23 protein-coding genes are annotated in these 24,160 nt (G+C 58.2%); 1 reads left to right on the forward strand and 22 read right to left on the reverse strand.

The features are described from left to right. Nucleotides 1-357: 357 nt before the first annotated feature. The 10 genes from ptsP to atpD all read right to left on the reverse strand — a co-directional run bounded on the left by ptsP (nt 358) and on the right by atpD (nt 11,111). On the reverse strand, nt 358-2,643 hold the full coding sequence (gene ptsP / locus ABD013_RS02355) for a phosphoenolpyruvate--protein phosphotransferase (protein ID WP_343801686.1): 2,286 nt from the start codon (nt 2,641-2,643) through the stop codon (nt 358-360). A 270-nt stretch (nt 2,644-2,913) separates the two neighbouring features. Further along, nucleotides 2,914-4,263 carry a Na+/H+ antiporter NhaA gene (nhaA, locus tag ABD013_RS02360; protein WP_343801689.1) on the reverse strand — a complete coding sequence of 450 codons (1,350 nt, stop codon included), beginning with the start codon at nt 4,261-4,263 and terminating at the stop codon, nt 2,914-2,916. 661 nt (nt 4,264-4,924) lie between these two features. Next, a complete protein-coding gene (locus ABD013_RS02365) occupies nt 4,925-5,770 on the reverse strand; it encodes a F0F1 ATP synthase subunit gamma (RefSeq protein ID WP_343801692.1) in 846 nt (281 codons plus the stop codon). After that, complete coding sequence (locus tag ABD013_RS02370) at nt 5,767-7,266, reverse strand: F0F1 ATP synthase subunit alpha (protein WP_343801695.1); 1,500 nt, start codon at nt 7,264-7,266, stop codon at nt 5,767-5,769. Before ABD013_RS02370 ends, ABD013_RS02365 begins: the two co-directional genes overlap by 4 nt. Beyond that, complete coding sequence (locus ABD013_RS02375; protein ID WP_343801698.1) at nt 7,256-8,002, reverse strand: F0F1 ATP synthase subunit delta; 747 nt, start codon at nt 8,000-8,002, stop codon at nt 7,256-7,258. The genes ABD013_RS02370 and ABD013_RS02375 overlap by 11 nt, the downstream gene beginning before the upstream one ends. Nucleotides 8,003-8,018: 16 nt before the next feature. Beyond that, a complete protein-coding gene (atpE, locus tag ABD013_RS02380) occupies nt 8,019-8,294 on the reverse strand; it encodes an ATP synthase F0 subunit C (RefSeq protein ID WP_425543378.1) in 276 nt (91 codons plus the stop codon). Further along, nucleotides 8,287-9,000, reverse strand: coding sequence for a F0F1 ATP synthase subunit A (locus ABD013_RS02385; RefSeq protein ID WP_343801701.1), 714 nt, complete (start codon nt 8,998-9,000; stop codon nt 8,287-8,289). The genes atpE and ABD013_RS02385 overlap by 8 nt, the downstream gene beginning before the upstream one ends. Next, nucleotides 8,993-9,280 carry an AtpZ/AtpI family protein gene (locus ABD013_RS02390; RefSeq protein ID WP_343801704.1) on the reverse strand — a complete coding sequence of 96 codons (288 nt, stop codon included), beginning with the start codon at nt 9,278-9,280 and terminating at the stop codon, nt 8,993-8,995. Before ABD013_RS02390 ends, ABD013_RS02385 begins: the two co-directional genes overlap by 8 nt. 2 nt (nt 9,281-9,282) lie before the next feature. Beyond that, nucleotides 9,283-9,693: a F0F1 ATP synthase subunit delta/epsilon gene (locus ABD013_RS02395; protein WP_343801707.1), complete on the reverse strand. Its 411-nt coding sequence runs from the start codon at nt 9,691-9,693 to the stop codon at nt 9,283-9,285. After that, nucleotides 9,690-11,111, reverse strand: a complete 1,422-nt coding sequence (atpD, locus tag ABD013_RS02400; RefSeq protein ID WP_343801710.1) for a F0F1 ATP synthase subunit beta — start codon at nt 11,109-11,111, stop codon at nt 9,690-9,692. The genes ABD013_RS02395 and atpD overlap by 4 nt, the downstream gene beginning before the upstream one ends. A 158-nt stretch (nt 11,112-11,269) precedes the next feature. Here atpD and ABD013_RS02405 point away from each other — a divergent pair, with 158 nt between their 5' ends. Continuing rightward, complete coding sequence (locus ABD013_RS02405; RefSeq protein WP_343801713.1) at nt 11,270-12,253, forward strand: OmpA family protein; 984 nt, start codon at nt 11,270-11,272, stop codon at nt 12,251-12,253. A gap of 128 nt (nt 12,254-12,381) precedes the next feature. On the opposite strand, the gene ABD013_RS02410 is transcribed toward ABD013_RS02405, so the two are convergent. The 12 genes from ABD013_RS02410 to ABD013_RS02465 all read right to left on the reverse strand — a co-directional run bounded on the left by ABD013_RS02410 (nt 12,382) and on the right by ABD013_RS02465 (nt 23,944). Beyond that, entirely contained in the window at nt 12,382-12,585 is a 204-nt protein-coding gene (locus ABD013_RS02410) for a hypothetical protein (protein WP_343801716.1), read from the reverse strand. A 145-nt stretch (nt 12,586-12,730) separates the two neighbouring features. Beyond that, the gene (locus tag ABD013_RS02415) at nt 12,731-13,309 is read right to left on the reverse strand and encodes a hypothetical protein (protein WP_343801719.1); all 579 of its coding nucleotides are present in this window, start codon (nt 13,307-13,309) and stop codon (nt 12,731-12,733) included. A gap of 245 nt (nt 13,310-13,554) precedes the next feature. After that, nucleotides 13,555-14,367 carry a class I SAM-dependent methyltransferase gene (locus ABD013_RS02420; RefSeq protein WP_343801722.1) on the reverse strand — a complete coding sequence of 271 codons (813 nt, stop codon included), beginning with the start codon at nt 14,365-14,367 and terminating at the stop codon, nt 13,555-13,557. A 54-nt stretch (nt 14,368-14,421) separates the two neighbouring features. Then, on the reverse strand, nt 14,422-16,110 hold the full coding sequence (locus ABD013_RS02425; protein WP_343801725.1) for an AMP-binding protein: 1,689 nt from the start codon (nt 16,108-16,110) through the stop codon (nt 14,422-14,424). Nucleotides 16,111-16,168: 58 nt separating this feature from the next. Then, nucleotides 16,169-16,747 (reverse strand): peroxidase-related enzyme, encoded by a 579-nt coding sequence (locus ABD013_RS02430; protein ID WP_343801728.1) that lies wholly within the window; start codon nt 16,745-16,747, stop codon nt 16,169-16,171. A 49-nt stretch (nt 16,748-16,796) separates the two neighbouring features. Next, the gene (locus tag ABD013_RS02435; RefSeq protein ID WP_343801731.1) at nt 16,797-17,705 is read right to left on the reverse strand and encodes a hydroxymethylglutaryl-CoA lyase; all 909 of its coding nucleotides are present in this window, start codon (nt 17,703-17,705) and stop codon (nt 16,797-16,799) included. After that, nucleotides 17,705-19,699, reverse strand: coding sequence for an acetyl/propionyl/methylcrotonyl-CoA carboxylase subunit alpha (locus tag ABD013_RS02440; protein ID WP_343801734.1), 1,995 nt, complete (start codon nt 19,697-19,699; stop codon nt 17,705-17,707). The genes ABD013_RS02435 and ABD013_RS02440 overlap by 1 nt, the downstream gene beginning before the upstream one ends. Further along, nucleotides 19,692-19,820, reverse strand: a complete 129-nt coding sequence (locus tag ABD013_RS02445; protein WP_343801737.1) for a hypothetical protein — start codon at nt 19,818-19,820, stop codon at nt 19,692-19,694. The genes ABD013_RS02440 and ABD013_RS02445 overlap by 8 nt, the downstream gene beginning before the upstream one ends. Before the next feature lie 6 nt (nt 19,821-19,826). Continuing rightward, nucleotides 19,827-20,627 carry an enoyl-CoA hydratase/isomerase family protein gene (locus ABD013_RS02450; RefSeq protein WP_343801739.1) on the reverse strand — a complete coding sequence of 267 codons (801 nt, stop codon included), beginning with the start codon at nt 20,625-20,627 and terminating at the stop codon, nt 19,827-19,829. 36 nt (nt 20,628-20,663) lie between these two features. Beyond that, nucleotides 20,664-22,274: a carboxyl transferase domain-containing protein gene (locus ABD013_RS02455; RefSeq protein ID WP_343801742.1), complete on the reverse strand. Its 1,611-nt coding sequence runs from the start codon at nt 22,272-22,274 to the stop codon at nt 20,664-20,666. Nucleotides 22,275-22,330: 56 nt separating this feature from the next. Next, complete coding sequence (locus ABD013_RS02460) at nt 22,331-23,497, reverse strand: isovaleryl-CoA dehydrogenase (protein ID WP_343801745.1); 1,167 nt, start codon at nt 23,495-23,497, stop codon at nt 22,331-22,333. A gap of 42 nt (nt 23,498-23,539) precedes the next feature. Continuing rightward, a complete protein-coding gene (locus ABD013_RS02465) occupies nt 23,540-23,944 on the reverse strand; it encodes a MerR family transcriptional regulator (protein WP_343801748.1) in 405 nt (134 codons plus the stop codon). Between the last annotated feature and the right edge of the window lie 216 nt (nt 23,945-24,160).

Genomic DNA, 24,160 nt, shown 5'->3' on the forward strand with positions numbered 1-24,160 from the left:
GCATAAATGCAGGTCTTACTCTCAAGCAAATTCATAGTACGCTTATTATTATCCCAGTGATAGCTTTATTTGGTTTTTTTGAATAAAAGACTGTCGTCATTTTTAAAACATAGTCTTTTCAACTGGTTAGGTATCCTACGAACAAGCCCCTCGGCATGAGAAGCTTCGTGCTCTTGAGTGCTGAGCTCCCCCGATGAATTACCATCACTGCTTCACTGACAGTGATTTAACTCGTAAACCGGGGCCAAGAACGCAAGGAAAAGTGTCACGGTCGTATGGAAAAGCTGATTCTCGAGCTCGATTTGAATTAGTGATTGAGCCTCACTACCCAAAGGCAGGTAACGGCCGCAGCCTTTATCAGTCGAGATTGCCCGGATGAACCAAAGCGTCAAGACCAGCGTCGACGAGTGCCTGTGTCAGAAGGGAGCGTATGGCACTGGCCTGCTCCAGTTTCAGCGATTGCCGCAGCAGGGTTCTGGCTCGTTGCCGGCTGAAAGAGTGGATAGCCCACTTGATTCGCGGCAGGTCTCCGGCGCTCAGGCTTAGACTGCTGACACCCATACCGACCAGGAGCAGTGCCACGGCAGGATCGCCGGCCGCCTCGCCGCAGACACTGACCGGGGTGCCGTTTCGCCTGCCGGCCCGGATTATGCGAAGTAATGCCTGAATCACGGCGGGATGCAGTGCATCGAACCAGCGTGCGACACGCTCATTGTTGCGGTCGACCGCAAGCAGGTACTGAATCAGATCATTGGTCCCGACCGAGAGAAAATCCACCCGCCTGGCCAATGCCTCGGCCTGATAGACAGCGGATGGCACCTCAATCATTGCTCCCAGAAGAGGCCTCGTAATACTCAGCCCTTCCTGCTCCAGCTGCTGATAAGCACGTCGTATAAGTATCAAACCCTCGTCCAGGTCTTCGACCCGGCTGATCATCGGTAACAACAGACTCAGGTTGTTCAACCCGCTGCTCGCTCTGAGCATGGCCCGGATCTGGGTCAGAAACATCTCGGGATGATCGAGCGAAATGCGAATGCCGCGCCAGCCGAGGAATGGATTCGTTTCCTGTACCGGGAAGTAGGCCAGCGGCTTGTCGCCGCCAATATCCAGCGTCCGCAGTGTTACGGGGCGAGGATGAAAGGTCTGAAGTACCTTTCGGTAAAGGGTGTACTGCTCCTCTTCAGTGGGGAAGCTGTCGCGTACCATGAAGGGATATTCAGTACGGTAGAGGCCGATGCCTTCGGAACCTGCTGCAAGCGAAGGATTAAGATCAGACAACAGGCCCGCGTTGGTATAGAGCGGGATTCTGAAGCCATCGGGGGTTTGTGCAGTTTGGTCGCGAAGATGACGGAGCCTCTTTGAAAGTCTACGTTCGCGCGCAGCAAGGCTCCGATATTGCCGTTTCAAGCTGACGTCAGGTTCGATGTAAAGCCGTCCCTTATAGCCGTCTACAATCAGCGACTTACCGTGAAGATTGGTGAGAGGGAGAGTGTCGGCAAGACCCATTACTGCCGGGATACCCATGGAGCGCGCAAGAATTGCCAGGTGTGACAGCCTTGAACCGTGTCCCGAGATCACCGCAACCAAGCGCGTGCCCTTAACGGCGGCCAGATCCAGTGGGCTAAGGTCCTCACCGACGAGTATGGTACGTGCGGGATAGTGCTCATCAATCGGTTGAAGCGTTTGCAGCTCGTTGAGCAGGGCGCGACCGATATCGCGAATGTCATCGGCTCTTTCCCTGAAATAGGGATCCTCCATAGCCTCGAAGTAGCGAGCATGCTCCTGGATGCTATCGCGAAGAGCACCGGGTGCCCAGTTGCCGTTACGGATGCCGGCCAGTGTGCTGGTGACCAATTCATCACTGCGGGCAATCATGGCGTAGGCGCGAAACAGAGTCCGGTCTTCCGCCGTTAGCATTCCTCCCTGTTCCTCGGCTATCCGGTCGAGTTCGCCAGCAACCCGGCTGACAGCCGCCTGAAAGACCGCGATTTCGGAGTCGATATCGGTTACATCACGATTCGGAATCTGGGCAAGCTCTGACCTGGCGTAGATGACATGTGCAGTACCGGCGGCGATACCCGGTGCACCGATGACGCCCTCGAAAAAAGGGGCTGCCGGCATGTCGCCGGAAACACGGGCATTGATGCTGCTGCGGGCCTTGGCCAGTTGGATGCCACCTGCGATTTGCGCCGCCAGGGTAGCCAGCGATGCCTGCTCGTATTCGCTGAACTGGGATTGCGCCGTTTGTTGCACAATCAGTACGCCCAACAGCGCTCCCAAATGCATGATGGGGACGCCGAGATACACGTGGCTAGTGGCATCCTGGTGGGCCGGCAATGTCTTGCTATCACGGAGGTTAACCGGTTCTGAACGCTCAGCCACGAGGTTGGCCAGCGTGTCGGCGAATGCGGGTGGGGCGGCATGATCTCCGAGCCCCTCCCAAGCCATCAGTTGCTGCACATCCAGCCGTGCAGGGTCTGACAGATAGAGCAAGCAGATGTCGACGCGGAATAGATCGCGCACGCTTTTGACGATACCTTGCAGGGCGTGGTCGAGGTTTGAGGCAGCCCCGAGGCTTTGGACTATGTCATCCAATCGCGTCGTCAGGGGTGCTGACGGACGCGATGCCGATTCTCGAATCATAGTCTCCTCCAAGGGGGCGAGTTCGATATCAGGTCGAACAGCCTGGAGCGATTCAGCGGCTCAGACAAGGCCGCACGGAGGCAGAGATTCCCGCCGTTGGGGAAATGAGTGGTAAAGCCGTAAAGTCCAGGCCGATGTTCTGTCGCTTCTGTGATCACGGTTCATTTTTCAGTCTATACCTGAGCACCGGACCTGTCATGCTGTGGCTGCGATCCGGGTCGATACGCGTATCTGGACCAAGTGCAGTGCGACGGGCCAGTGCGCAACGTCTTAGCTGCGCTTTGTTCGGGGACGATGCTCATCCTTGGGAAGTGGAAGCAACAGTGCGATACCCGCAGTCGCGGATACGACCGAGGCCAGAAGAATGCCCAGTTTGGCACTGTCAATCTGGCTCAAATCAAAGGCCAAGTTGGCTATGAACAGTGCCATCGTGAAACCAATCCCGGCGAGCAGCCCACCGCCGGCCAGCAGTCTCCAGCTGAGGTCCGGCGGCCGGGTCGCAAGACCGGTGCGCACAGCCAGCCAGCTGAACATCATAATGCCTATGGGTTTGCCGAGCGCAAAGCCGAAAAACACGGCCACACTGATGGAGCCGTCCAATTCGTCGAACGACAATGACAGACCGGCATTGGCTAAAGCAAACAGCGGCAAAATGGCAAAAACGACCCAAGGGTGCAGCGCCATCTCCAGCCTTTCGACCGGTGACAGCGTTTCGCGCGCAGCGATTTCTGCCGTCAGCAATGATTGCCGGTGCCGAGTATCGCCGCTTCCAAGCTCTTCGGCCGGGTGCGCGACGACCTGGCTCAGTATGGCATACAGACGTTCGTCGCTGACCCAGCGGCGTGCCGGCGTCATCAGCCCAAGAATGACACCCGTAATGGTGGCGTGAATACCGGATGCATCCACCAGCAACCAGACTAGAGCGCCCCCGATAAAATAGAGAGGAAAGCCACGAAAACCTAAGCTCGCCATTGCCCGAATAGCCGCAATGCTGACCGCTGCCAGCGCCAGTGCGCCCCAGGAAAGCTCATGGCTGTAGCCAATCGCGACGACAAGAATGGCCCCAATATCGTCGACGATCGCCAATGAAAGCATGAACAGACGCAGGCTTGGAGGAATGCGCGATCCCAGTAGCGCCAGGCAACCGATGACAAAGGCCGTGTCCGTTGCCATCACCGTGCCCCAGCCCGCCACCCCGGGCTGGCCCCATTGCAGCGCAAGGTATAATAATGCCGGCACGAGCATGCCACCTGCGGCAGCCGCGAAGGATAGCGCGGCCATGCGTGGCTTGCTCAACTCGCCCAATACCAGTTCACGTTTGAGCTCCAGCGCGACGAGGAAGAAAAACAGCGTCATCAGGCCGTCGTTGATCCACTCCTTCAGCGATCGCACAAACTCGAATTCACCGAAATGAAGTCCGATTTCGGTCTCCCAGACCTCTAGAAAAGGATGGGCCCAGTCCGAGTTGGACAGAATCAGCGCTGCCGCCGTGAATAGCAGCAGCACGGCACCGCCGGCGGCCTCGATGTGCAGGAAACGGGCGATTGGTGGTATCAGTCGATCGATATAGGCCGAGGGCAGTCGAGTAAACGGCGCCTTAGGCTCTTGGTCATCGGCCATGGGCGGCACTCAAGAAGTACGCGAGGTCGGTGCTGTGTACCAGGGCGCGATTGGGCATGGTTTCACCTCCAATCAATAGGACAAGCCCGATGATCCCCTCCCGTTGTAGATCATCCCAACCTCGGCAGAGGCTCCTCCGCTGATAGGGTCGATTCGAGAGTGTTTGACATAGTACTACTATAGACAATTCCCCGGTCGTGCAGCCGGCCTGGCTGCACGACTGGAATACAACAGCGATGTTGTCGGTCAGCAGTTCGTTTGCAAGAAGCCATGATCACCGGGATGCACAGAATAGACAGCGAAAGGGATATCGGGTTTTGGGCCAGCGAGCTGGCCTGAGTGTGCTATGTTGAAGTGTTGGGTACTGGAGCATTTCGCTTGTAGCACTTCAATAGCAAAACAGAGGTGGAGGTCCTTGCCGTTGTTCGACCACCTATCAACTAATCCATGGGTAGTGATTGCCCGTTTTGGAGTTGATTGTTCTGCTCTGGGCCAACACCGTAAGTACAGTGCTTCAACAGGCGCGCTTCCGATACTGTCGACCTGGACTATTCAGTCCAGGCAAAAGCCGATGGATAGACTGACATAGAGTCATGAGGTCATTCCAACCCTGAAATGTAAATAGTCTAAAAGTGTAGATTCAGGTCTTGGAAGAGTGCACCTATACGGTATCGTTACCCGGACGAACCGAATCGGCACTGAGCAAAATTACCTCAATCTCCTCGGTGATCTCCTCCTTGCGCAGCTGGTTGCTCTTCAGTCGCATCCGGTCGAGGCGGTCCTGCAGATAACGCACGGCGCCGTCGAGGTGCAGCATGCGGTAGTGGTTTTCGGCCTGTAGCGAGCTGCATACCTTTTCGTTCAGGCTGGCCAGCAGATAGTGATCGACCAGTTCGGCGTAGAACGCCCTTGGCGGCAGGTTCAGCAGCGGGGGAGTCAGGTCAGATCGTTCAGTGTTTAAAAGCGTTTGAAAGGGGGGCAGCAGGTATTCGACCCTGACCTGCTCGACGGCCGGGTCGTGGCTGATCATCTTGATGGTCAGGGCGCTCTTTCGTTGTTCCTGGCTGATCCTCTCCAGCAGGTTTAGCAGAAACCCCTGTACCTCATCCTGAACCGAAGGGCCGTCCAGACTGGCCAGCAGGCGTGGGTCATCCTTCAGACGACTGTGCAGTTTGTGGCCGCAGACGATCAGTCGAGCCTGCTCGGCACCCGGCTCATCGGCCAGCTGTTCAAGCAGGCGCCCGTTGAACGCGCCGCTGAAGCCCCGCTCGGAACCCAGCAGCAGGTAGATGGTTGCTTCAGGAGGTGCCCAGGCATGGAAATCGGGATAGAAATGCAGAAAGTCCGCCGCGACCTGTTCCAGCGTATCGACCAGTGCTCGTTGCATGGTCGCGCGCTGCTCCAGTTTACGCACCTCCATGAAGGCCAGCGATTTCATCGACTCCATGATCTCCTGGGCCTCGCTCAGTTGCGTTCGCCGCTGTTCCAGTGCATGCCTGTGTGTCATGAGTCGCTTGCCTCGGCCTGATGGACCCAGTCAGCAACCTGGTGTTGCCACTGCTCGCGTGGGCTATCCAGCTCAAGTTCATCGGCTGATTGCAGCCTCTGTGACAGCTTGAGCAGCAGGGGGCTGATCCGGTCGGGCTCGATCTCATCCAGCATTCCTTCGTTGAATGCGATCATCCAGGCCAGCTGGAACCGGATCGGCTCCGGTGCCAGGCGCTCCTGTTTCAGTATCTCGCGCAACACACGTCCCCGGCGGATTGCCTTTTCCATCGAGGCTTCAAGCCGTGAGCCGAAGCGGGTGAATACTTCCAGCTCGAGAAACTGCAGGTAATCCAGTTTCATGCGGCCGGCTTCATGTTTGATCGCCGGGTGTTGAGCGTTGCCACCAATACGGGAGACCGACTTGCCGATATCGATCGCCGGGCGAAAACCGCCGCTGAACAGGGCTGCATCCAGATAGACCTGACCATCAGTGATCGAGATCAGGTTGGTGGGGATATAGGCCTCTATTTCGCCCTGGTTGGTTTCGACGATCGGCAGTGCGGTCATGCTACCACCGCCCTGGGCTGCACTCAGACAGGTAGCCCGCTCCAGCAGGCGGGCGTGTACCGAGAAGATGTCGCCGGGGTAGGCCTCGCGACCCGGCGGCCGACGCAGCAGCAGCGAGAGTTCACGGTAGGTCTTGGCGTGGGTGGACAGGTCATCGTAAATCACCAGCGTATGGCGTCCCTGATGCATCCAGTATTCAGCCAGTGCACAGCCGGCAAAAGGCGCCAGATGCTGCAGGCCGGGAAGAGCGCTGCCTTCGGCCACGATCACGGTGGTGTAGTCGAGGGCACCGTAACGACGCAGCAGCTCGATGTTGTCGATGACATTGGAGCGGCGCTGACCGATCATCACGTAGATGCAGAGCACATCCTGATCCTTTTGGTAGATAAGGGTGTCCAGTGCCAGCGAGCTGCGTCCCAGCCCTTCGTCGCCGATCAGCAACTGACGTTGGCCACGGCCGATCGGGATCAGGGTGTCGATGATGCGGTTGCCGGTGTAGAGCGGGTGATGCACAAAGTCGCGGGCGGTGATCGTAGCGGATGGACATTCCAGAGGCTGCCAAAGCTCGGCTTCCGGCACCTCTTCGCCGTCCAGTGGCAGGCCCAGCGGATCAATCACTCGCCCGACCATTGCCGGGCCAACCGGGAGGCTCAGCTTGAGATTGGCCAGGCTGACTTCGGTGCCGGCGGTGAGTCGTTCGGTGGCATGCAGCAGGATGGCGCCGATCAGTTTCTGGTTGAGGTCGAACACAAGTGCCTGGCTGCCGTCGGCAAAGCTAAGCAGGTCGTCAATGGCGGCGGTGGGCAGGCCCGAGATCCAGGCGATGCCATCACCAACGGAGACTACTTGGCCGCACTCGGTGATACGCGGTTGCAACTGATGGTGGTCGAGCCACTGTGCCTGGCGCTGCAGCAGGCTTGTGGCATCGCGTTTCAGGTCACTGCTCATGGGCAAACTCCGCCAGGCTGATCAGCTCGTCCTGCAGGCTTGCCTGCATCACCCAGGGCCCTAGGGTGATCCTGATCCCCGCAATAAGGTCTGGATTTCGCTCGAAGCGGCAGCTGACCGGGTGTTGCAGCAGGGTTTGCAGGGCCTTTTCAATGTTCTCATGTTGTGTCGGCTGAAGTTCGAAGGCCGTGGTGATGCCGGGACGAAGATCCTCTTCTGCCACCTGCTGGCGCATCTCCAGCAGCTGTTCTTCGGGGAGCTTGGGCAGGCCGTCGAGCAACAGTTCGATCAACCGGGCTTCCAGGTTGGCATCGGCGCAGCTGGACAGAATTCGGCCCGCAAAGCGGGCTCCCTGTTGCAGGGCCTGACGCTCCAACTGGTGACTCTGGGTCTGGCGATGGCGTTGCTGCAGTACCTCGTCGCGCTGGCGTTCCAGCTCCAGTTGCTGTCGCAAAGCCTGTTCCTTGCGGCTGCGCTCCACGGCCAGTTCCTGCTGCAGTTGCTCATGGGCCAGCTGACGCTCCTGCTCCCACTCATGGAGCCGGTTGTCGAGCTGTGCCTGTTGCGCTTCGGCCTGCTGCTCACGCTCGGCGGCTTCTGCCAGCCGGTCGGTGACCTCTTGCTGGCGTCGTGAAATAACGGACTGCAGTGGTTTGTAGAGGAAATGCGCCAGCAGCCAGACCAGCACGGCGAAGTTGAGCATCTCCAGCAGAAAGGTGGACCAGTTCAGTTCCATGGCAGCCTCAACTCGGTCAGGACGCGGTCAGCAACAGATATTCGAGCAGTGGGTTGCGGAACAGGATGATCAGCACCACGACCAGCACATAGATCGCCAGTGACTCGATCATTGCAAGCCCGATGAACAGGGTACGCATGATTGATTTCTCGGCTTCGGGCTGGCGTGCCAGGGCATCGAGGGCACTGCTGATGGCGCGCCCCATGGCCAGGGCCGGCCCAAGTACCCCAATGCCGATGGCCAGGGCGGTGAACACGGTAGAGGCGATCGTGAACCAGGTGATGTCATTCACGGGAGGGATCCTTCTGCTGTTGATGGTGTTTTTGGCGCAGTTGCTGGGTTTGCATGCCGCCGGCCACGTAGATCAGGGCCAGCATGCCGAAAATGTAGGCCTGCACCAGAGCTTCAATAATGTGCAGCATTAGCAAGGGAATGGGGGCCAGGAAACCAGCGACGATCAGAATCAGCAGCGCCGCCATCTCAAGGCTCATGATGTTGCCGAACAGACGCACGGCCAGAGCGATGGTGCGGGAGATCTCGCTGATGATATGGAACGGCAACAGGAAGGGTGTGGGGCTCAGGTAGTGCCACAGATATTGCTTCAGTCCCTGGTCGCGGACGCCGTACCAGTGCACTGACAGGAACACGATGATCGCCAGCGAGGAGGTGACGGACAGGTCACGAGTTGGCGAATGCAGGCCGGGGATCAGACCGACCAGGTTGGCGACCACCAGAAAAATCCACAGGGTGGCAATAAACGGAAACAGCAACTGTACATGGTTGGGGGCGACGGCGCGAATAGCATCCTCAATCGCGATGCAGACGCCTTCCGCCAAGACCTGAATCCGGCCCGGTTTCTCCTGCTGCAGGTGGTGGCTGAGCCAGTAACTGGCGCCAACCAGCAGGGTCAGGATGCCCCAGGTGGTCAGCACTGTATTGCTGATCTCCACCGGACCCAGCTGGAATACCACCTGCGCAAACATCTCGCCGTCAGTCATTGCCGCTGCCCTTGATGGTCAGATAGATGTTGAAGCCGCCGCACACCAGCCCGATCAGGATCAGGCTGATCGTCCAGCGGGTCGAATAGCCGCTGGAAAGACTGTCCAGCCAGCGCCCGAGGTAGGCACCGGCGACGACCGGAATTACCAGCACCAGTCCAAGCCGGCCGATGAAGAATGTTTGTGCCAGTAGCGTGGGGCGCTCGCGTTCCGCCTTTTTCAATCGCCGTGCCTGCTGTTCGACCTGCTTGCGCAGCTGGTTGTCATCACGGGTAGCCACCTTCAGTTGACCTCCCGGCCCTGACGGCCCAGTTCCCAGAGACGGCGCAGAATCTTGTCCTCCATCTGCCGGACGCTGTTTTTCAGCGAGCGCATGCGCTCCTCTTCCGCCACCAGCTGCTGCTGGAGCAGGACAGAGATGTGCTCATAATCCGTGTCGATCAGGTAACGTCGAGTGCAGATCTGTAACTGGTTGTCGACGAAGTAGAGCAGTGCGCCCGGTACCGCCAGGTATTGCCAGGGATCGCTGCCGCAGCGGAAGCGGGCCAGGCCGAATACAAGTGACGTCATCAGACGCGGGTGTCCGGCCAGAATACCGAAACTGCCGGAGCCGTCTTCCCCGACGAAGGAGGTGACCCCCTCTATCCTGTGCTGTTGATCAGCCGCCAGCAGTTGCAGAGTGAACGCATTCATTTGCCGGGCACCTGCATGCTGCCGCGCATGTAACACTGCTGCTCGGGGATGTCGTCGTACTGGCCCAGCAGAAAGGCTTCGCAGTCGTCGAGCGTGGTTTTCAGCGGAACGCTAACACCGGCAACGCCGGTATGAGAGGCAGTCACCCGAAACGGCTGGGTCAGATAGCGCTGCAGCTTGCGTGCTCGTTGCACGATGCGCCGGTCCTCCGCCGACAGCTCCTCAAGTCCCAGCATGGCGATAATATCTTCCAGCTCATGGTAACGGGCCAGGTGTTCGCGTACGCCTTCAGCCACGACGTAGTGGCGGTCGCCCAGGGTATGACGATCCATCAGGCGGCTGGTTGACTGCAGTGGCTCCACGGCCGGGTAGATCCCCTTGCCGGCCTGGGAACGGGACAGTACCACGGTGGAGTCCAGGTGGCTGAGGATGGCGTTCACCGCAGGATCGCCCATGTCATCGGCCGGCACGTATACGGCCTGCACCGAGGTGATGGCTCCGTCGCGGGTCGAGAGAATGCGGTCCTGGAGTTCGGCGACTTCGGTGATCAGGGTCGGCTGATAACCAACGGTGGCAGGCATGCGGCCAAGCAGGCTGGAGATCTCACTGCCGGCCTGGACGAAGCGGAAGACGTTGTCCATAACGAACAGTACTTCCTTGCTCAGGGTGTCACGCAGGTACTCCGCGTAGGTTAATGCCGCCAGGCCGATGCGAAAGCGCACCCCGGGTGATTCGTCCATCTGGCCAAACATCATCAGGGTGCGGTCCATAACGCCGGCGGTTTGCATCTCGTGCCAGAGTTCGTGTGCCTCACGGATACGCTCGCCGACACCGGCAAACACCGAGGCTCCCTTGTGCAGGGTAGCGACCGCGTGCATGAACTCCATTACCAACACGGTCTTGCCGACGCCTGCGCCACCGAAGAGACCGGTTTTGCCGCCGCGAATGAACGGGCAGAGCAGATCGATTACCTTGATACCGGTTGCCAGCAGGTTGCCACTGCCGACCGCTTCAAACAGTGACGGGGGCGGCGTATGGATGTTGCGCCATTGCTCGGTACTCAGTGGTGGCAGGTCATCCAGTGGTTCGCCGAAGATGTTGAGCAGTCGCCCCAGGCAGTCGGGCGTAACCGGGACATGCAGTGGAGCACCGGTGTCATACACTGCCAGGCCGCGGTGAAGACCGGCGGTGCGGTGCAGGGTGATGGCGCGCACATGCTGTGTGTCCAGATGCTGATGCACTTCGAACAGGTAGGCTTCGTGGTCGAAGCGGGCGCAGAGTGCCTGGCGTAACGGGGGCAGTTGATCGCAACGAATCACCACCACTGGGCCGTGAACCTCGGCGATACTGCCGATGGGGGCGGTAGTGGAAACGACTGCGCCTGGTGCCGGATTAGCTGTGTCCTGGATAGCCTGCATCGCACTGTTTCTCCAAACTTCAATTCAGCATAGAACATCCGTGGAGGCTGGGCGGGGGCAGTAAAGTTGTCGGGGTGACAATTAGAGGGTGTCGCTCCGGGCGAAAATAACCATAATAGAGTCCGCTTTATGCATAAACTGAATAAGGAGTTTTAGAAGTGCTTAAGCAACTGCCCCCATTGGTTCTGAGTTCTTTGATTGCGTTGCCTGCTTTGGCGGCACAAAACGATGTCAGAGGATCTGCAGACCACTCGCTGATCTCCCGCTTTCCCGATACCTACATCCAAAGCTATTACGCCAGTGAATATGATGAATTCCTGGTAGCGACAGGACCACGCGAGTCCGGTGCGGAATTGCCACCGGTATTGCGACTCGAAGGCAAGGTCACGTCGCTGGGCTATGAAGCCAATGATCGCAAGTTTTCAGCTCTGCAAATCTTCCGGAATTATGAAAAAGCTTTTGCCAAGGCCGGTTTTACACCGATTTTCACCTGTCGCAATGATGATGAGTGTGGCGGGAAATTCGTAAATAAACTCTATTGGTATGGAAATCCTGCACGTCAAGGGCGCGATAAGGGTCTGGATGCGCCCAACCTTCATGGCACCCGACACCAGTATTTTTACTGGTCAGGCAAGGCGGATGTTCAGGGTAAGGAAGTCTATGCTTCGCTGCTGGTCGCCCAGACCAGCGGAGGCAGATTCCCGACCCGAGCAATCCTGGATCTGGGAGAGATCGAATCTCTCAATGATGAGCGTATCAGTATCAACCTCGACGGTATGAGCAAGGCGATAGCCGAAACCGGCAAGGTAGAACTGGACGGTGTGCTCTTCGACACCGCCAAGGCGACCCTGAAGGCAGAATCTGCTGACGTAGTGGCTACTATCGCCGACTACCTGAAGCAGAACCCTGCACAGTCGTTTTATGTGGTGGGCCATACCGATAGTCAGGGTGACTTCAACTTCAATATGAAGCTCAGCGAAGGTCGTGCCACAACGGTGGCCAGTACCCTGGTTAACGAACACGGGGTCGACCCCAAGCGCCTGGTGCCGGTGGGTGTTGGTCCAGTGAGTCCGGTGCAGAGCAATGCGACCGATGCGGGTCGCAGTGAGAATCGCCGGGTTGAACTGGTGCTGGCGGACTGATCTCAATACTCTGGTCTGTCTGATGATGCTCGGGGTATTTTCCGAGCATCATCAAATACACTGACCGAACACCTAAAGCCAGGCGGCCAAGTGCTGGGCCAGCAGCATTAACTCGGCGACTTCGTTATTTATTCAGTTACATGATCCATGTCGCTATCCAGTATCAGGTGTGCGTCATCCGTATCCTGATGCGCATGCGCGTGGATTTCTTCGGCATTGCCAGCCGTCAGCAGGATTCGACTGAGAATCGCATTTTCGGATTCATCCTTGCGCTGCCGCCTGGCAACAATGGCCGCGTAAACGTCATTGGACACGGTAATGGTTCGGGACATGAGTAAACCTCCTGACTCATCGTTTTCCGGGCTGTTGAACGAAGTATGGTGTATGGCGTCCAGAATTCCAGATCTGTACTGCGCTGATTCGCGCCCTCTTGGAATCGGTTCCTCCGCTAATGTTGATTCACAGAAAAGGCACTGGCTAACCGTTAAGGCTATCGGCGGTGGAGCGGAAAAGAAGCCTGGAATCTGACAGGCGGCGGTAGAGCACAACGTTTTTACGATGAGGAAACCACTCGACCATGACAATGGCTAACGATTCCCATAGTGATACCCATGCGGCAATAGTGAGTCCTTCGGCAAAAACATCAGCGATTATGGACGGCTCTGCTTCCAGGTGAAGGTTGAGCCAAACAGAGGTGACAAGGATGCAGAGTCCGGTGACGAAAAGAATCAGCGAGCGCCGGAACAGTTGCAGGATGTTGTGGAGCTCGCTGTCGGCAAGGTAGGCAAAGTAGGTGTTCAGGCTGTGCTGGATGCGCGTGCAACCAGGCTCGTTTGGAGGATAATCGAAGGTGAAACGGATCAGGAAGGAAGCCTGGCCAAGTTCACGAGCACATTCGATCAGGTAGTCCGCCAGGTTCTCATCGAGGTCCCGGCGAATGTAGGGGGCGCTTTTGTCGAAGTCGTTGTACAACACTTCGATACGTGCGGCTGCAACATCAATAATGATGTTGCCAGCGGAGTCTTGTTCATAGCGATCAAGGATGCCTGGTCTCAAAGCCTGTCTCCCTCACCAAGGGCAGAGGCAATGGTAAGGCCTTGTAGCCTCGGGAACAGTCAGGACGTCGCGTTGCCGTTGGCCGGAAGAAGGGGGGCGAGACCCGGATCCATAAAGCGACGTTTTGCCTCTGCCGACATGATTCGCTTTTCACTATAGTGTGTGTTCAGCAGGGCTAAATCCAGAAGTTGCTGGTTTTGCATATGCATTCTTCGAAATAGGCTATGCGGTGATGACGAACCTCCTCAGCGAAGGGCAGTCACTTCCACCACACGAATGGCGCCATTTTCCAGGTTGAGGACCAGGTTCTCGCCCATGGCTTTGAAGCGCTTGCCCAGTACCAGGGCCGGTGACAGAGGAGCTTTGGCCGGGGTGCCCGCTTGCTCCTTGTTCAGCTGACGGCGACGCCAGGCGAGGGCGTCGTCACTCCAGTCCTCAATCTCGATGGAACCGAAACCGGCTTCCTGCAGCCGAGCCGCCAGAACCTGCTGGCTCAGCAGGTGGGAGTGCCTGGCATCTTCTGCCCAGGGAACGGGAAAACGCATGGCGCCGGCGTTGGGGCCCAGTACCACCTCATGCATGATCAGCTGTCCGCCAGGCTTGAGCACGCGTCGGCATTCCCGCAATACCTGACGGTCGTCGGGCATGTTCAGAAAGCTGTGCTGAAACAGCACCAGATCGATGCTGCTGTCGGCAAAGGGCAGATGGTGAGCATCGCCCGTCAGAATCACATTGCCCACCGGTTCTGAGAAACAGTTGTTCAGCCCCTGGTTGAGCCGGTTCAGGTCGTGGGTGATATCCAGCCCGATCATGCGGATACCCAGTGTAGCGGCCTGACGCATAAGGCCACCGGCACCCGCACCGATATCCAGTACCTGCATATGGCGACTCGGATCCAGATGGCGTAACAGGCGTTCGGAGGCCTTGATGCCGCCGATGTGCAGCTGGTCCAGCGGCGCCAGTTGATAAAGGCCGGCGCCGTCGGGGTAATGTTGCTGAACCCGTGAGATAACTGCGTCGGTATCGAGCTGTTGTTCGTAGTGCTGGTGGATATTCATAAGCAAAAACGCCGGCACGAGGCCGGCGTTGCAGGCTCCTTTACTCAGGCTGGATCAGTCGTCCAGACCCAGTTCTTCGATGGAGATTTCACGCATTTTAAACTTCTGAATCTTGCCGGTCACCGTCATCGGGAAGGCGTCGACAAACTTGAAGTAGCGCGGAATCTTGAAGTGCGTGATCTTGCCTTTGCAGAACTCGCGCAGGTCGTCACCGGTCACATCATCGGCTTCCGGATGCAGCTTGATCCACGCGATCAGCTCCTCGCCATACTTTTTGTCCGGCACACCGGTCACCTGAACTTCGGACACCGCCGGGTGGGTGTAGAGGAACTCTTCGATCTCTTTCGGGTAGACGTTTTCGCCACCGCGAATGACCATGTCCTTGATGCGGCCGACGATCTGGATGTAGCCCTCGTCATCCATGGTGGCCAGGTCACCAGTGTGCATCCAGCCGGCTTCATCGATCGCTTCTTCGGTGGCTTTCTCGTTGTTCCAGTACTTCAGCATCACGCTGTAGCCGCGGGTGCAGAGTTCACCGATTTCACCGCGCGGTACGATTCGGCCGGTACCAGGATCGACGATCTTGCTCTCCAGGTGTGGCTGGGTGCGGCCCACGGTGGAAACGCGCTTTTCGATGCTGTCGTTGGCACCGGTCTGGGTGGAAACCGGGCTGGTTTCGGTCATGCCGTAGGCGATCTGAACCTCTTTCATGTTCATCTTGTTGATCACCTGCTTCATCACCTCGGTGGGGCAGATGGAGCCCGCCATGATGCCGGTACGCAGGGTGGAGAGGTCGAAGCTGTCGAATTCCGGGTGATCCAGCTCGGCGATGAACATGGTCGGTACGCCGTAGAGGGCGGTAGCCTTCTGTGAGTGAACGGCCTTGAGTACGGCGGTCGGCTCGAAACCCTCATCCGGGTAGATCATGGTGGCGCCATGGGTGATGCAGCCAAGGTTACCCATCACCATGCCAAAGCAGTGGTACAGCGGCACCGGGATGACCAGGCGGTCTTCACTGGTAAAGCCCATGCTTTCTGCAACGAAGAAGCCATTGTTGAGGATGTTGTTGTGTGACAGGGTGGCCCCTTTGGGGAAGCCGGTAGTGCCCGACGTGTACTGGATATTGATTGGCTCGTCGAACTGCAGGGTGGCTTGCAGATCGGCCAGATCCTGTTCGCTGACCTGTCCTGCCTGCTCCATCATGTCGGCCCAACGCCACATGCCGGCGTGTTTCTCGCTGGACAGGTTGATGACGCACTCCAGCTCCGGCAGTTTTTGTGACTTGAGTTTACCTTCTGCACTGGCTTTCAGCTCTGGTGCCAGTTCGTAGAGCATGCCGCGGTAATCAGAGGTCTTGAAGCTGTCGGCGGTGATCAGGAAACGGGCGCCTGACTGGTTCAGGGCGTATTCCAGTTCGTGGGTACGATAGGCCGGGTTGATGTTGACCAGGATGGCACCGATCTTGGCGGTGGCGAACTGGGACACGGTCCACTCGGAGCAGTTCGGCGACCAGACGCCGACGCGGTCACCCTTGCGCACGCCCAACGCCATCAGCGCACGGGCACACTGGTTGACCTGCTGCTGCAGCTCACGGTAGGTCCAGTGAATGTTCTGGTGCAGCACGATCAGGGCATCGTTGTCTGCATGCTGGTTGGCGATCTCGTCGAACTTGTCGCCGATGGTCATGCCGAGAAGCGGTTTGTCGGCGGTGCTGCTGGTGTAGCTAGGAAAAGATTTGCTCATCGTTATGACTCCGATTTTTTGTTGTTATCCGGTCAGATGAAAGGCTGCTCAGCTAACCTTAACGAAAACGTCCGTGGTATTCGGGGTTCGGTTGCATATCGACCGCGCTGGCCACGCGGTTGGTCATGTTGTAGAAGCCGGCAATGTTGGCAATATCCCAGATGCCTCGCTCGCTGAAGCCGACATCGCGCAGGCTCTGGCGGTCGTCTTCGCTGATTTTGGCCGGGCTGACGGTCAGTTTATGGGCGAAATCGAGCATGGCGCGCTGGCGCGGGTCCAGTTCAGCGACGCGATAGTTCATCACCATCAGTTCGCCCAGTGCCGGGTCTTCGGAATATTCACGCACGGCGGCACCGTGCGCAGTGAGGCAGTAGTAGCAGTGGTTTTCAGATGACACGACGACCGCGATCATCTCTCGCTCCAGTGGGGTCAGTTCGCTTTCACCGAACATCAGTTCGTTATAGAAGCGGGTGAACACCTCGAACTGCGCCATGTTCTGGCTGTATGCCTTGAGTACGTTGGGAACCAGGCCCAGTTTCTCGTCACACTTGCCGAAGTATTTCTGCACATCGGCAGGCAGTTGATGGCGCTCGGGAATCGGTAGCTCCAGAGCAGTAACATGATCGGGCTGTGACATCCTTAATACCCTTTTTATCGTTATTTTGTATTAACGCGGGCGCGGCAGCTCAACGGCGGCATTCACCCAGTGCCAGTGCGACCTTGGAGCCGTTGTGGCGGCCCAGCTCGCGGGTGATCCAGTGGCCGGTATCAACGACTGCCTGCAGGTCGATACCGGTCTCGATGCCCAAGCCCTGCAGCAGGTAGAGCACGTCCTCCGTGGCAACGTTGCCGGAGGCGCCCTTGGCATAGGGGCAGCCACCCAGGCCGGCGGTGGAGCTGTCGATCACCGCGATCCCTTCCTCAAGTACGGCGTAGAGGTTCGCCAGCGCCTGACCATAGGTATCATGGAAGTGCGCCGCCAGTCGATCCATCGCGACCTCTTTTGCGACGACTTCCAGCATCTTTTTCGCCTTCAGTGGGGTACCGGTGCCGATAGTGTCGCCCAGCGACACCTCGTAGCAGCCCATGTCGATCAGTTCACGGCTGACCGCGGCGACCTGGGCCGGATCAATCTCACCCTGGTAGGGGCAGCCCAGCACGGTGGAGACATACCCACGCACACGAATACCGGCATCTCGAGCCTGTTCGATCAGCGGTACGAATCGTTCCAGGCTTTCGGCGATGCTGCAGTTGATGTTCTTCTGCGTGAACGCCTCGGATGCCGCGCTGAACACGGCGACCTCCGATGCCTTGGCAGCGATGGCCCCCTCCAGCCCTTTCACGTTCGGTGTCAGGGCGGAGTAGGTGACACCGGCGCGGCGGTCGATGCCGGCCATGACGGCTGTGGCATCGCCCATCTGCGGCACCCATTTGGGCGAGACGAAGCTGGCCGCTTCGATATGGCGGACGCCCGCTTCCGCCAGGCGGTTGATCAACGTCACCTTGGTCTCGGTGGGGATGATCGGCCCTGGCTCGTTCTGCAGGCCATCGCGTGGACCGACCTCGACGATCCGTACCTGTTGCGGAAAAGCCATCAGGCGGCCTCCTCTGAGTCCATTTCGATGGCGATCAGCTCGGCGCCTTCAGAGACCAGATCACCTTCGGCGAAGAATATCTCGCTCACGGTACCGGCGGCCGGTGCCTTGATGGAGTGTTCCATCTTCATCGCTTCCATGATTACCAGTGTCTGACCTGCCTCAACCACGTCGCCGGCCTTAACCAGTACCGCCACAACAGAACCGTTCATCGGGGCCTGCAGGCCGCCTTCGCTGGCTTGGTCTTCCAGACCATACTGCTCACGGTGCTGGGCACAGTGGAAGGTCTCGCCTTCATGGAACAGCACGACCTGGTCCTGATGCAGATCGCCACAGATGCTGAAGCGGTGGCCGTTGACAGTGGCCTGCAGCCGGTCGTCTTCGAGCTTGGCGCGGACGTCATAGCAGCTGTCGCCGATACGGATCTCGTAGTGATCGTCCTGCTCCAGAATGCTGAGCTGATGCTGTACATCGTCGCTGAGCAAGGTCATCGGACGGGCGTACTGAGAGTTCAGACGCCAGCTGTTCTGGCGGGCGAACGGTGAGAAGGGGTCTGCCGGCAACGTCTGTTCAGCCTTGCTGCGCAGCAGGAAGAAGCAGGCGCTCAGCACCAGCCCCAGATTCTCGTCCAGCTGGGCCGGCGGGAACAGCAGGTCTTCATGCTTGCCGATGAAACCGGTGTCCAGCTCCTCGTTCCGGAAGGGCGCTGCATCAGCCAGTGCATGCAGGAAGCGGATGTTGGTCTTCACGCCGCTGATGCGGTATTCCTCGAGTGCCTGCACCATGCGGTTGATGGCACGTTCGCGGTTGTCGTCCCAGACGATCAGCTTGGCGATCATCGGATCGTAGTGGATGCTGACTTCGTCACCTTCCACCACGCCGGTGTCGACACGGACATGGGCATTTTCGTCCGGGGTACGCAGGTAGCGCAGGGTGCCGGTGGCCGGCAGGAAGTCGTTGTCCGGATCTTCAGCATAGATACGGGCTTCCAGTGCATGACCACGCAGGCGGATCTGATCCTGTTGCAGCGGCAGGGCCTCACCGTTGGCGATGCGCAGCTGCCACTCGACCAGGTCCTGACCGGTGATCATCTCGGTGACCGGGTGTTCCACCTGTAGACGGGTGTTCATCTCCATGAAGTAGAAAGAACCATCCACGTCGTAGAGGAATTCGACGGTGCCGGCACCGACATAGTCGATCGCCTGGGCAGCACGTACGGCGGCTTCACCCATGGCCTTGCGGGTTTCGTCGCTCAGGCCCGGCGCCGGGGCTTCCTCGATCACCTTCTGGTGACGGCGCTGTACAGAGCAGTCACGTTCGGCCAGATAAACACCGTTACCCATGTTGTCACAGAAGACCTGAATCTCCACATGACGCGGCTGGGTCAGATATTTCTCGATCAGCATATCCGGGTTGCCGAAAGCGTTTTTGGCTTCGCGCTGGGCGGCGGCCAGTGCCTCGTCAAACTCGGACATCGCTTCCACGACACGCATACCCTTGCCGCCACCACCGGCGACCGCTTTCAGCAGCAGCGGGAAGCCACATTTCTCGGCCTCGGCACGCAGCAGTTCAGGGGACTGGTCGTCGCCGTGGTAACCCGGTACCAGCGGCACGCCGGCATCCTGCATGATCGCCTTGGCGGCGGACTTGGAACCCATGGAGGCAATGGCCGAGGCGGGCGGGCCGATGAATACGATGTCGTTGGCTTCACAGGCCTTGGCGAAATCGGTGTTCTCGGACAGGAAGCCGTAACCCGGGTGAATCGCCTGAGCACCACTGGCTTTGGCCACTTCGATGATCTTGTCGGCACGCAGGTAGCTTTCGCTGCTGGCGGCAGGGCCCAGCAGGAAGGCTTCATCGGCCATCGCCACGTGACGGGCGTGGCGGTCTGCTTCGGAATACACCGCGACGCAACGGATACCCAGACGGTGGGCAGTCTGGATCACTCGGCAGGCGATCTCGCCACGGTTCGCAATAAGGATTTTATTAAACATGGGAGGTCTCCGTGTCGAGATCGCCTGCATGCGCTGCGCGCATCGGCATGCAATTTGGCTTCGCCGCCAGTTGCTGATGCAACTGGTCGCCACGGTTCGCAATAAGGATTTTATTAAACATGGCAAATTATTCCTCGATCCAGTTCGGTGTGCGCTTGCCCAGAAAGGCGCTGAGCCCTTCCTGACCTTCTTCGCTGACACGGATATCCGCTATGCGGCGGGCCGTGTCATCAATGACCGACTGTTCAATGGGTTTCTGGCTGACGGCAAAAATGAGCTCTTTGGCGGCGTTCATCGCCTGAGGGCTGTTGCGGCGCAGCGTATTGATGAAACGCTTGCAGGCTTCATCGAGCAGGTCGGCGTCCGGTACCACTTCGTGCACCAGACCGGCGTCAGCGGCGATCTTGGCGCTGAACGGCTCGGCGGTCAGGAAGTAGCGGCGTGACAGGCGTTCTCCCAGGGCGCGGACCACGTAGGGGCTGATCACGGCCGGAATCAGGCCGATCTTCACTTCGCTCAGGCAGAACTGGCTCTGTTCGGTGGCAATGACGATATCGCAGCAGGCGGCGAGGCCAACGGCGCCACCGTAGGCGGCACCCTGTACCAGTCCGATGGTCGGTTTGCTGTGGTTGTTCAGTACTTCCATCAGACGGGCCAGCTGACCGGCATCTTCAAGGTTTTCCTGATGGCTGTTCTGCGCCATCCGCTTCATCCAGCCAAGGTCAGCCCCGGCAGAGAAGTTGCGACCGTTGGAGCGCAATACCAGAACACGCACGTCCGGGTTGCGGTCGGTGGCTTCCAGGGCCTCGATCAGTGCTGCGATGATGCTGTCGTCAAAGGCGTTGTGGACCTCCGGCCGGTTCAGCGTCAGCGTGGCGACGCCTTCGGCGGAGATCTCCAGCAGCACGGTGTTATTGTTATTTTCCATAGCGCTTTCCTTATACCTGTCTTTGCAAACGCTGGCTTACATGCGGAAGACGCCGAAGCGGGTCTCGTCGATCGGTTTGTTCAGAGCAGCTGATAGCCCCATGCCGATGACATCGCGGGTCTGGGCAGGGTCGATGACGCCGTCATCCCAGAGGCGGGCACTGGCGTAGTACGGGTGACCCTGATGTTCATAGGTGTCGATGATCGGCTGTTTGAAGGCTTTCTCTTCGTCGGCCGGCCATTCTTCACCGGCACGTTCCATACCGTCACGCTTGACGGTCGCCAGTACGCCGGCGGCCTGTTCGCCACCCATGACAGAGATGCGAGCGTTGGGCCACATCCACAGGAAGTTGGGGCTGTAGGCGCGACCACACATGCCGTAGTTGCCGGCGCCGAAGCTGCCACCGATCAGGACGGTCAGTTTGGGCACATTGGCACAGGCAACGGCGGTTACCATCTTGGCGCCGTGCTTGGCGATACCTTCGGACTCGGCCTTCTGGCCCACCATGAAGCCGGTGATGTTCTGCAGGAACAGCAGCGGGATCTTGCGCTGGCAGCACAGCTCGATGAAGTGGGCGCCTTTTTGTGCGGAGTCCGCAAACAGAATGCCGTTGTTGGCGACGATGCCGACCGGGTAGCCATGGATATGGGCAAAGCCGGTGACCAGCGTGGTGCCGTAATACTTCTTGAATTCGTCGAATTCAGAGCCGTCGACGATACGGGCAATGACTTCACGTACATCGAACGGCTTGCGCAGATCGGTACCGACAATGCCGTATAGCTCGTCGGCAGAGTAGAGTGGGGCTTCCGGCTTGCGCAGGTTGAGATCGTTCAGCTGCTTGCGATGGTTCAGGTTTTTCACGCAGTCGCGGGCGATCTGCAGAGCATGCTGGTCGTTCTCGGCATAATGGTCCGCCACGCCGGACACCTTGCAGTGCACATCGGCGCCACCCAGATCTTCGGCGCTGACCACTTCACCGGTGGCGGCTTTTACCAGCGGCGGACCGGCCAGGAAGATGGTGCCCTGGTTGCGTACGATGATCGATTCGTCGGCCATGGCTGGAACGTAAGCACCGCCAGCCGTACACAGACCCATGACCACGGCAATCTGTGGAATGCCCTTGGATGACATGCGCGCCTGGTTGAAGAAGATGCGACCGAAGTGGTCACGATCCGGGAAGACATCATCCTGGCGTGGCAGGTTGGCACCACCGGAATCTACCAGATAGATGCAGGGCAGGTGGTTCTGCTCGGCGATCTCCTGGGCACGCAGGTGCTTCTTCACGGTGATCGGATAGTAGGAGCCGCCTTTTACGGTGGCATCGTTGGCCACGATCATGCACTCAACGCCGTTGACGCGGCCAATACCGGTGATAATACCGGCAGCGGGTACATCCTCGCCGTACACGTTATAAGCAGCCATCTGAGACAGCTCGAGGAAGGGAGAACCTTCATCGATCAGGGCGTTGATACGCTCGCGCGGCAGCAGCTTGCCACGAGACAGGTGGCGTTCCTGATACTTGGGGCCACCGCCTTGCTCAATCTGGGCGACCTTGTCACGCAGGTCACCGACGGCGGCTTCCATGGCGTCCTGGTTGGCACGGAACTCGTCCGAGCGCGGATTTACTTTGCTATGCAGTTGAGTCATCGAAGGGCTCCTCGCTGCGCCGGGCAGCAGTACTGCCCGGGAACGTTCAATTATTCTTATTTGTTGAGGAACAGCTCGCGGCCGATCAGCATGCGGCGGATCTCAGAGGTGCCGGCGCCGATTTCGTACAGCTTGGCATCACGCAGCAGTCGACCGGTGGGGAATTCGTTGATGTAGCCGTTACCGCCGAGCAGCTGGATCGCATCCAGCGCGATCTTGGTTGCCATTTCGGCGGAGTAGAGGATAGCTCCGGCAGCATCCTTACGGCTGGTTTCACCGCGGTCTGCGGCCATGGCAGCCATGTAGACGTAGGACTTGGCAGCGTTCATCTGGGTGTACATGTCGGCAACCTTGCCCTGTACCAATTCGAACTCACCAATGGACTGACCGAACTGCTTACGGTCGCGAATATAAGGAACAACAATATCCATCGCCGCCTGCATGATGCCCAGCGGGCCGCCTGACAGCACCAGACGCTCGTAGTCGAGACCGCTCATCAGGACTTTCACACCACCGTTCAGTTCGCCGAGGATGTTCTCCTTGGGCACCTTGGCGTCCTGGAACACCAGCTCACAGGTGTTGGAGCCGCGCATGCCCAGCTTGTCCAGTTTCTGTGCCTGAGTGAAGCCTTCGGTATCGCGTTCGACGATGAAAGCGGTGATGCCTTTCGGGCCAGCAGCCGGTTCGGTCTTGGCGTAGATGACATAGACATTGGCGTCAGGACCGTTGGTGATCCACATCTTGTTGCCGTTCAACACATAGTGGTCGCCGGCATCGCGTGCGGTCAGCTTCATGGAAACAACGTCGGAACCGGCATTGGGTTCGGACATCGCCAGTGCACCGATATGTTCGCCGCTGATCAGCTTGGGCAGGTACTTGGCGCGCTGTTCGTCATTACCGTTGCGGTGAATCTGGTTCACACAGAGGTTGGAATGGGCGCCGTAGGACAGACCCACGGAAGCAGAAGCACGGCTGATCTCTTCCATGGCGATGACGTGAGCCAGGTAGCCCATTTCAACGCCACCCCACTGTTCCTTGACCGTAATGCCCAGCAGACCCATGTCGCCGAATTTTTGCCAGAGGTCATTCGGGAAGGCATTTTCCTGGTCGATCGCTTCCGCACGGGGTGCAATCTCCTGTGCTGCAAAGCTGTTGACCTGCTCGCGCAGCATGTCGATGGTATCGCCCAATCCGAAGTTCAGTTCAGAGTATGCAGAGATCATGTAGTCCACCTTTATTGTTATTGTGCCGCTCGCCTCGGGGGCTCAGTCGACAGTCGTCTGTTTTTTATCTTCGAGTTCTTTCATTGCATCCAGGCAGCGTGCTTCAGCGTTGTCGAGCTCCAACTGCAACATGGCGATGTCTTTCAGTTGCTGCTCCAGTTCGGCGCGCTTGCGGTTGATCGTTTTCAGCAACAGGTGCAACTGCTTTTCGCTGCCGTGCAGGGTTTCATCCCAGAGGTCGAACAGCTCTTTCGTTTCGGCCAGTGAGAACCCCAGGCGCTTGCCGCGCAGGATCAGTTTCAGTCTCACCCGATCCTGGCTGCTGTAGACTCGGGTCTGGCCGCGGCGTGACGGATGCAGCAGTCCCTGATCCTCATAAAAGCGGATGCTGCGGGTGGTCACGTCGAACTCGGCCGAGAGTTCACTGATGGAATAGGTGTTGCTCATGTGCCTTTGCAATCCTGTCGTGTAATCGTTTTTAACGAGGCTAAATGAAGTTTACGTTAACGTAAAGTGTCACTTGTGCTTTTTTTAACCGTGCAAAAAAAGTTTTTTTTTGGTTAATTATTTGAAAATAAAGGAATTTTGATTGATTTGTGGCGGGGGGGAGTAAGGGTGTTAGACCAAAGTAGTAATTGTATTCCCCTAAGGTAAATTGCTAGT

The organism is Marinobacterium maritimum, from assembly GCF_039523155.1.
GTDB lineage: Bacteria > Pseudomonadota > Gammaproteobacteria > Pseudomonadales > Balneatricaceae > Marinobacterium > Marinobacterium maritimum.

What these genes read in the sequence shown, in the direction of transcription:
- ABD013_RS02365 (WP_343801692.1), bottom strand. Translation starts at nt 5,770, where the DNA reads ATGACACACAGGCATGCACTGGAACAGCGGCGAACGCAACTGAGCGAG.
- ABD013_RS02465 (WP_343801748.1), bottom strand. Translation starts at nt 23,944, where the DNA reads ATGAGCAACACCTATTCCATCAGTGAACTCTCGGCCGAGTTCGACGTG.
- ABD013_RS02375 (WP_343801698.1), bottom strand. Translation starts at nt 8,002, where the DNA reads ATGGAACTGAACTGGTCCACCTTTCTGCTGGAGATGCTCAACTTCGCC.
- ABD013_RS02455 (WP_343801742.1), bottom strand. Translation starts at nt 22,274, where the DNA reads ATGACTCAACTGCATAGCAAAGTAAATCCGCGCTCGGACGAGTTCCGT.
- ABD013_RS02450 (WP_343801739.1), bottom strand. Translation starts at nt 20,627, where the DNA reads ATGGAAAATAACAATAACACCGTGCTGCTGGAGATCTCCGCCGAAGGC.
- ABD013_RS02395 (WP_343801707.1), bottom strand. Translation starts at nt 9,693, where the DNA reads ATGAATGCGTTCACTCTGCAACTGCTGGCGGCTGATCAACAGCACAGG.
- ptsP (WP_343801686.1), bottom strand. Translation starts at nt 2,643, where the DNA reads ATGATTCGAGAATCGGCATCGCGTCCGTCAGCACCCCTGACGACGCGA.
- ABD013_RS02385 (WP_343801701.1), bottom strand. Translation starts at nt 9,000, where the DNA reads ATGACTGACGGCGAGATGTTTGCGCAGGTGGTATTCCAGCTGGGTCCG.
- ABD013_RS02370 (WP_343801695.1), bottom strand. Translation starts at nt 7,266, where the DNA reads ATGAGCAGTGACCTGAAACGCGATGCCACAAGCCTGCTGCAGCGCCAG.
- ABD013_RS02425 (WP_343801725.1), bottom strand. Translation starts at nt 16,110, where the DNA reads ATGAGCAAATCTTTTCCTAGCTACACCAGCAGCACCGCCGACAAACCG.
- ABD013_RS02430 (WP_343801728.1), bottom strand. Translation starts at nt 16,747, where the DNA reads ATGTCACAGCCCGATCATGTTACTGCTCTGGAGCTACCGATTCCCGAG.
- nhaA (WP_343801689.1), bottom strand. Translation starts at nt 4,263, where the DNA reads ATGGCCGATGACCAAGAGCCTAAGGCGCCGTTTACTCGACTGCCCTCG.
- ABD013_RS02420 (WP_343801722.1), bottom strand. Translation starts at nt 14,367, where the DNA reads ATGAATATCCACCAGCACTACGAACAACAGCTCGATACCGACGCAGTT.
- ABD013_RS02410 (WP_343801716.1), bottom strand. Translation starts at nt 12,585, where the DNA reads ATGTCCCGAACCATTACCGTGTCCAATGACGTTTACGCGGCCATTGTT.
- ABD013_RS02445 (WP_343801737.1), bottom strand. Translation starts at nt 19,820, where the DNA reads ATGTTTAATAAAATCCTTATTGCGAACCGTGGCGACCAGTTGCATCAG.
- atpD (WP_343801710.1), bottom strand. Translation starts at nt 11,111, where the DNA reads ATGCAGGCTATCCAGGACACAGCTAATCCGGCACCAGGCGCAGTCGTT.
- ABD013_RS02435 (WP_343801731.1), bottom strand. Translation starts at nt 17,705, where the DNA reads ATGGCTTTTCCGCAACAGGTACGGATCGTCGAGGTCGGTCCACGCGAT.
- ABD013_RS02440 (WP_343801734.1), bottom strand. Translation starts at nt 19,699, where the DNA reads ATGTTTAATAAAATCCTTATTGCGAACCGTGGCGAGATCGCCTGCCGA.
- ABD013_RS02460 (WP_343801745.1), bottom strand. Translation starts at nt 23,497, where the DNA reads ATGATCTCTGCATACTCTGAACTGAACTTCGGATTGGGCGATACCATC.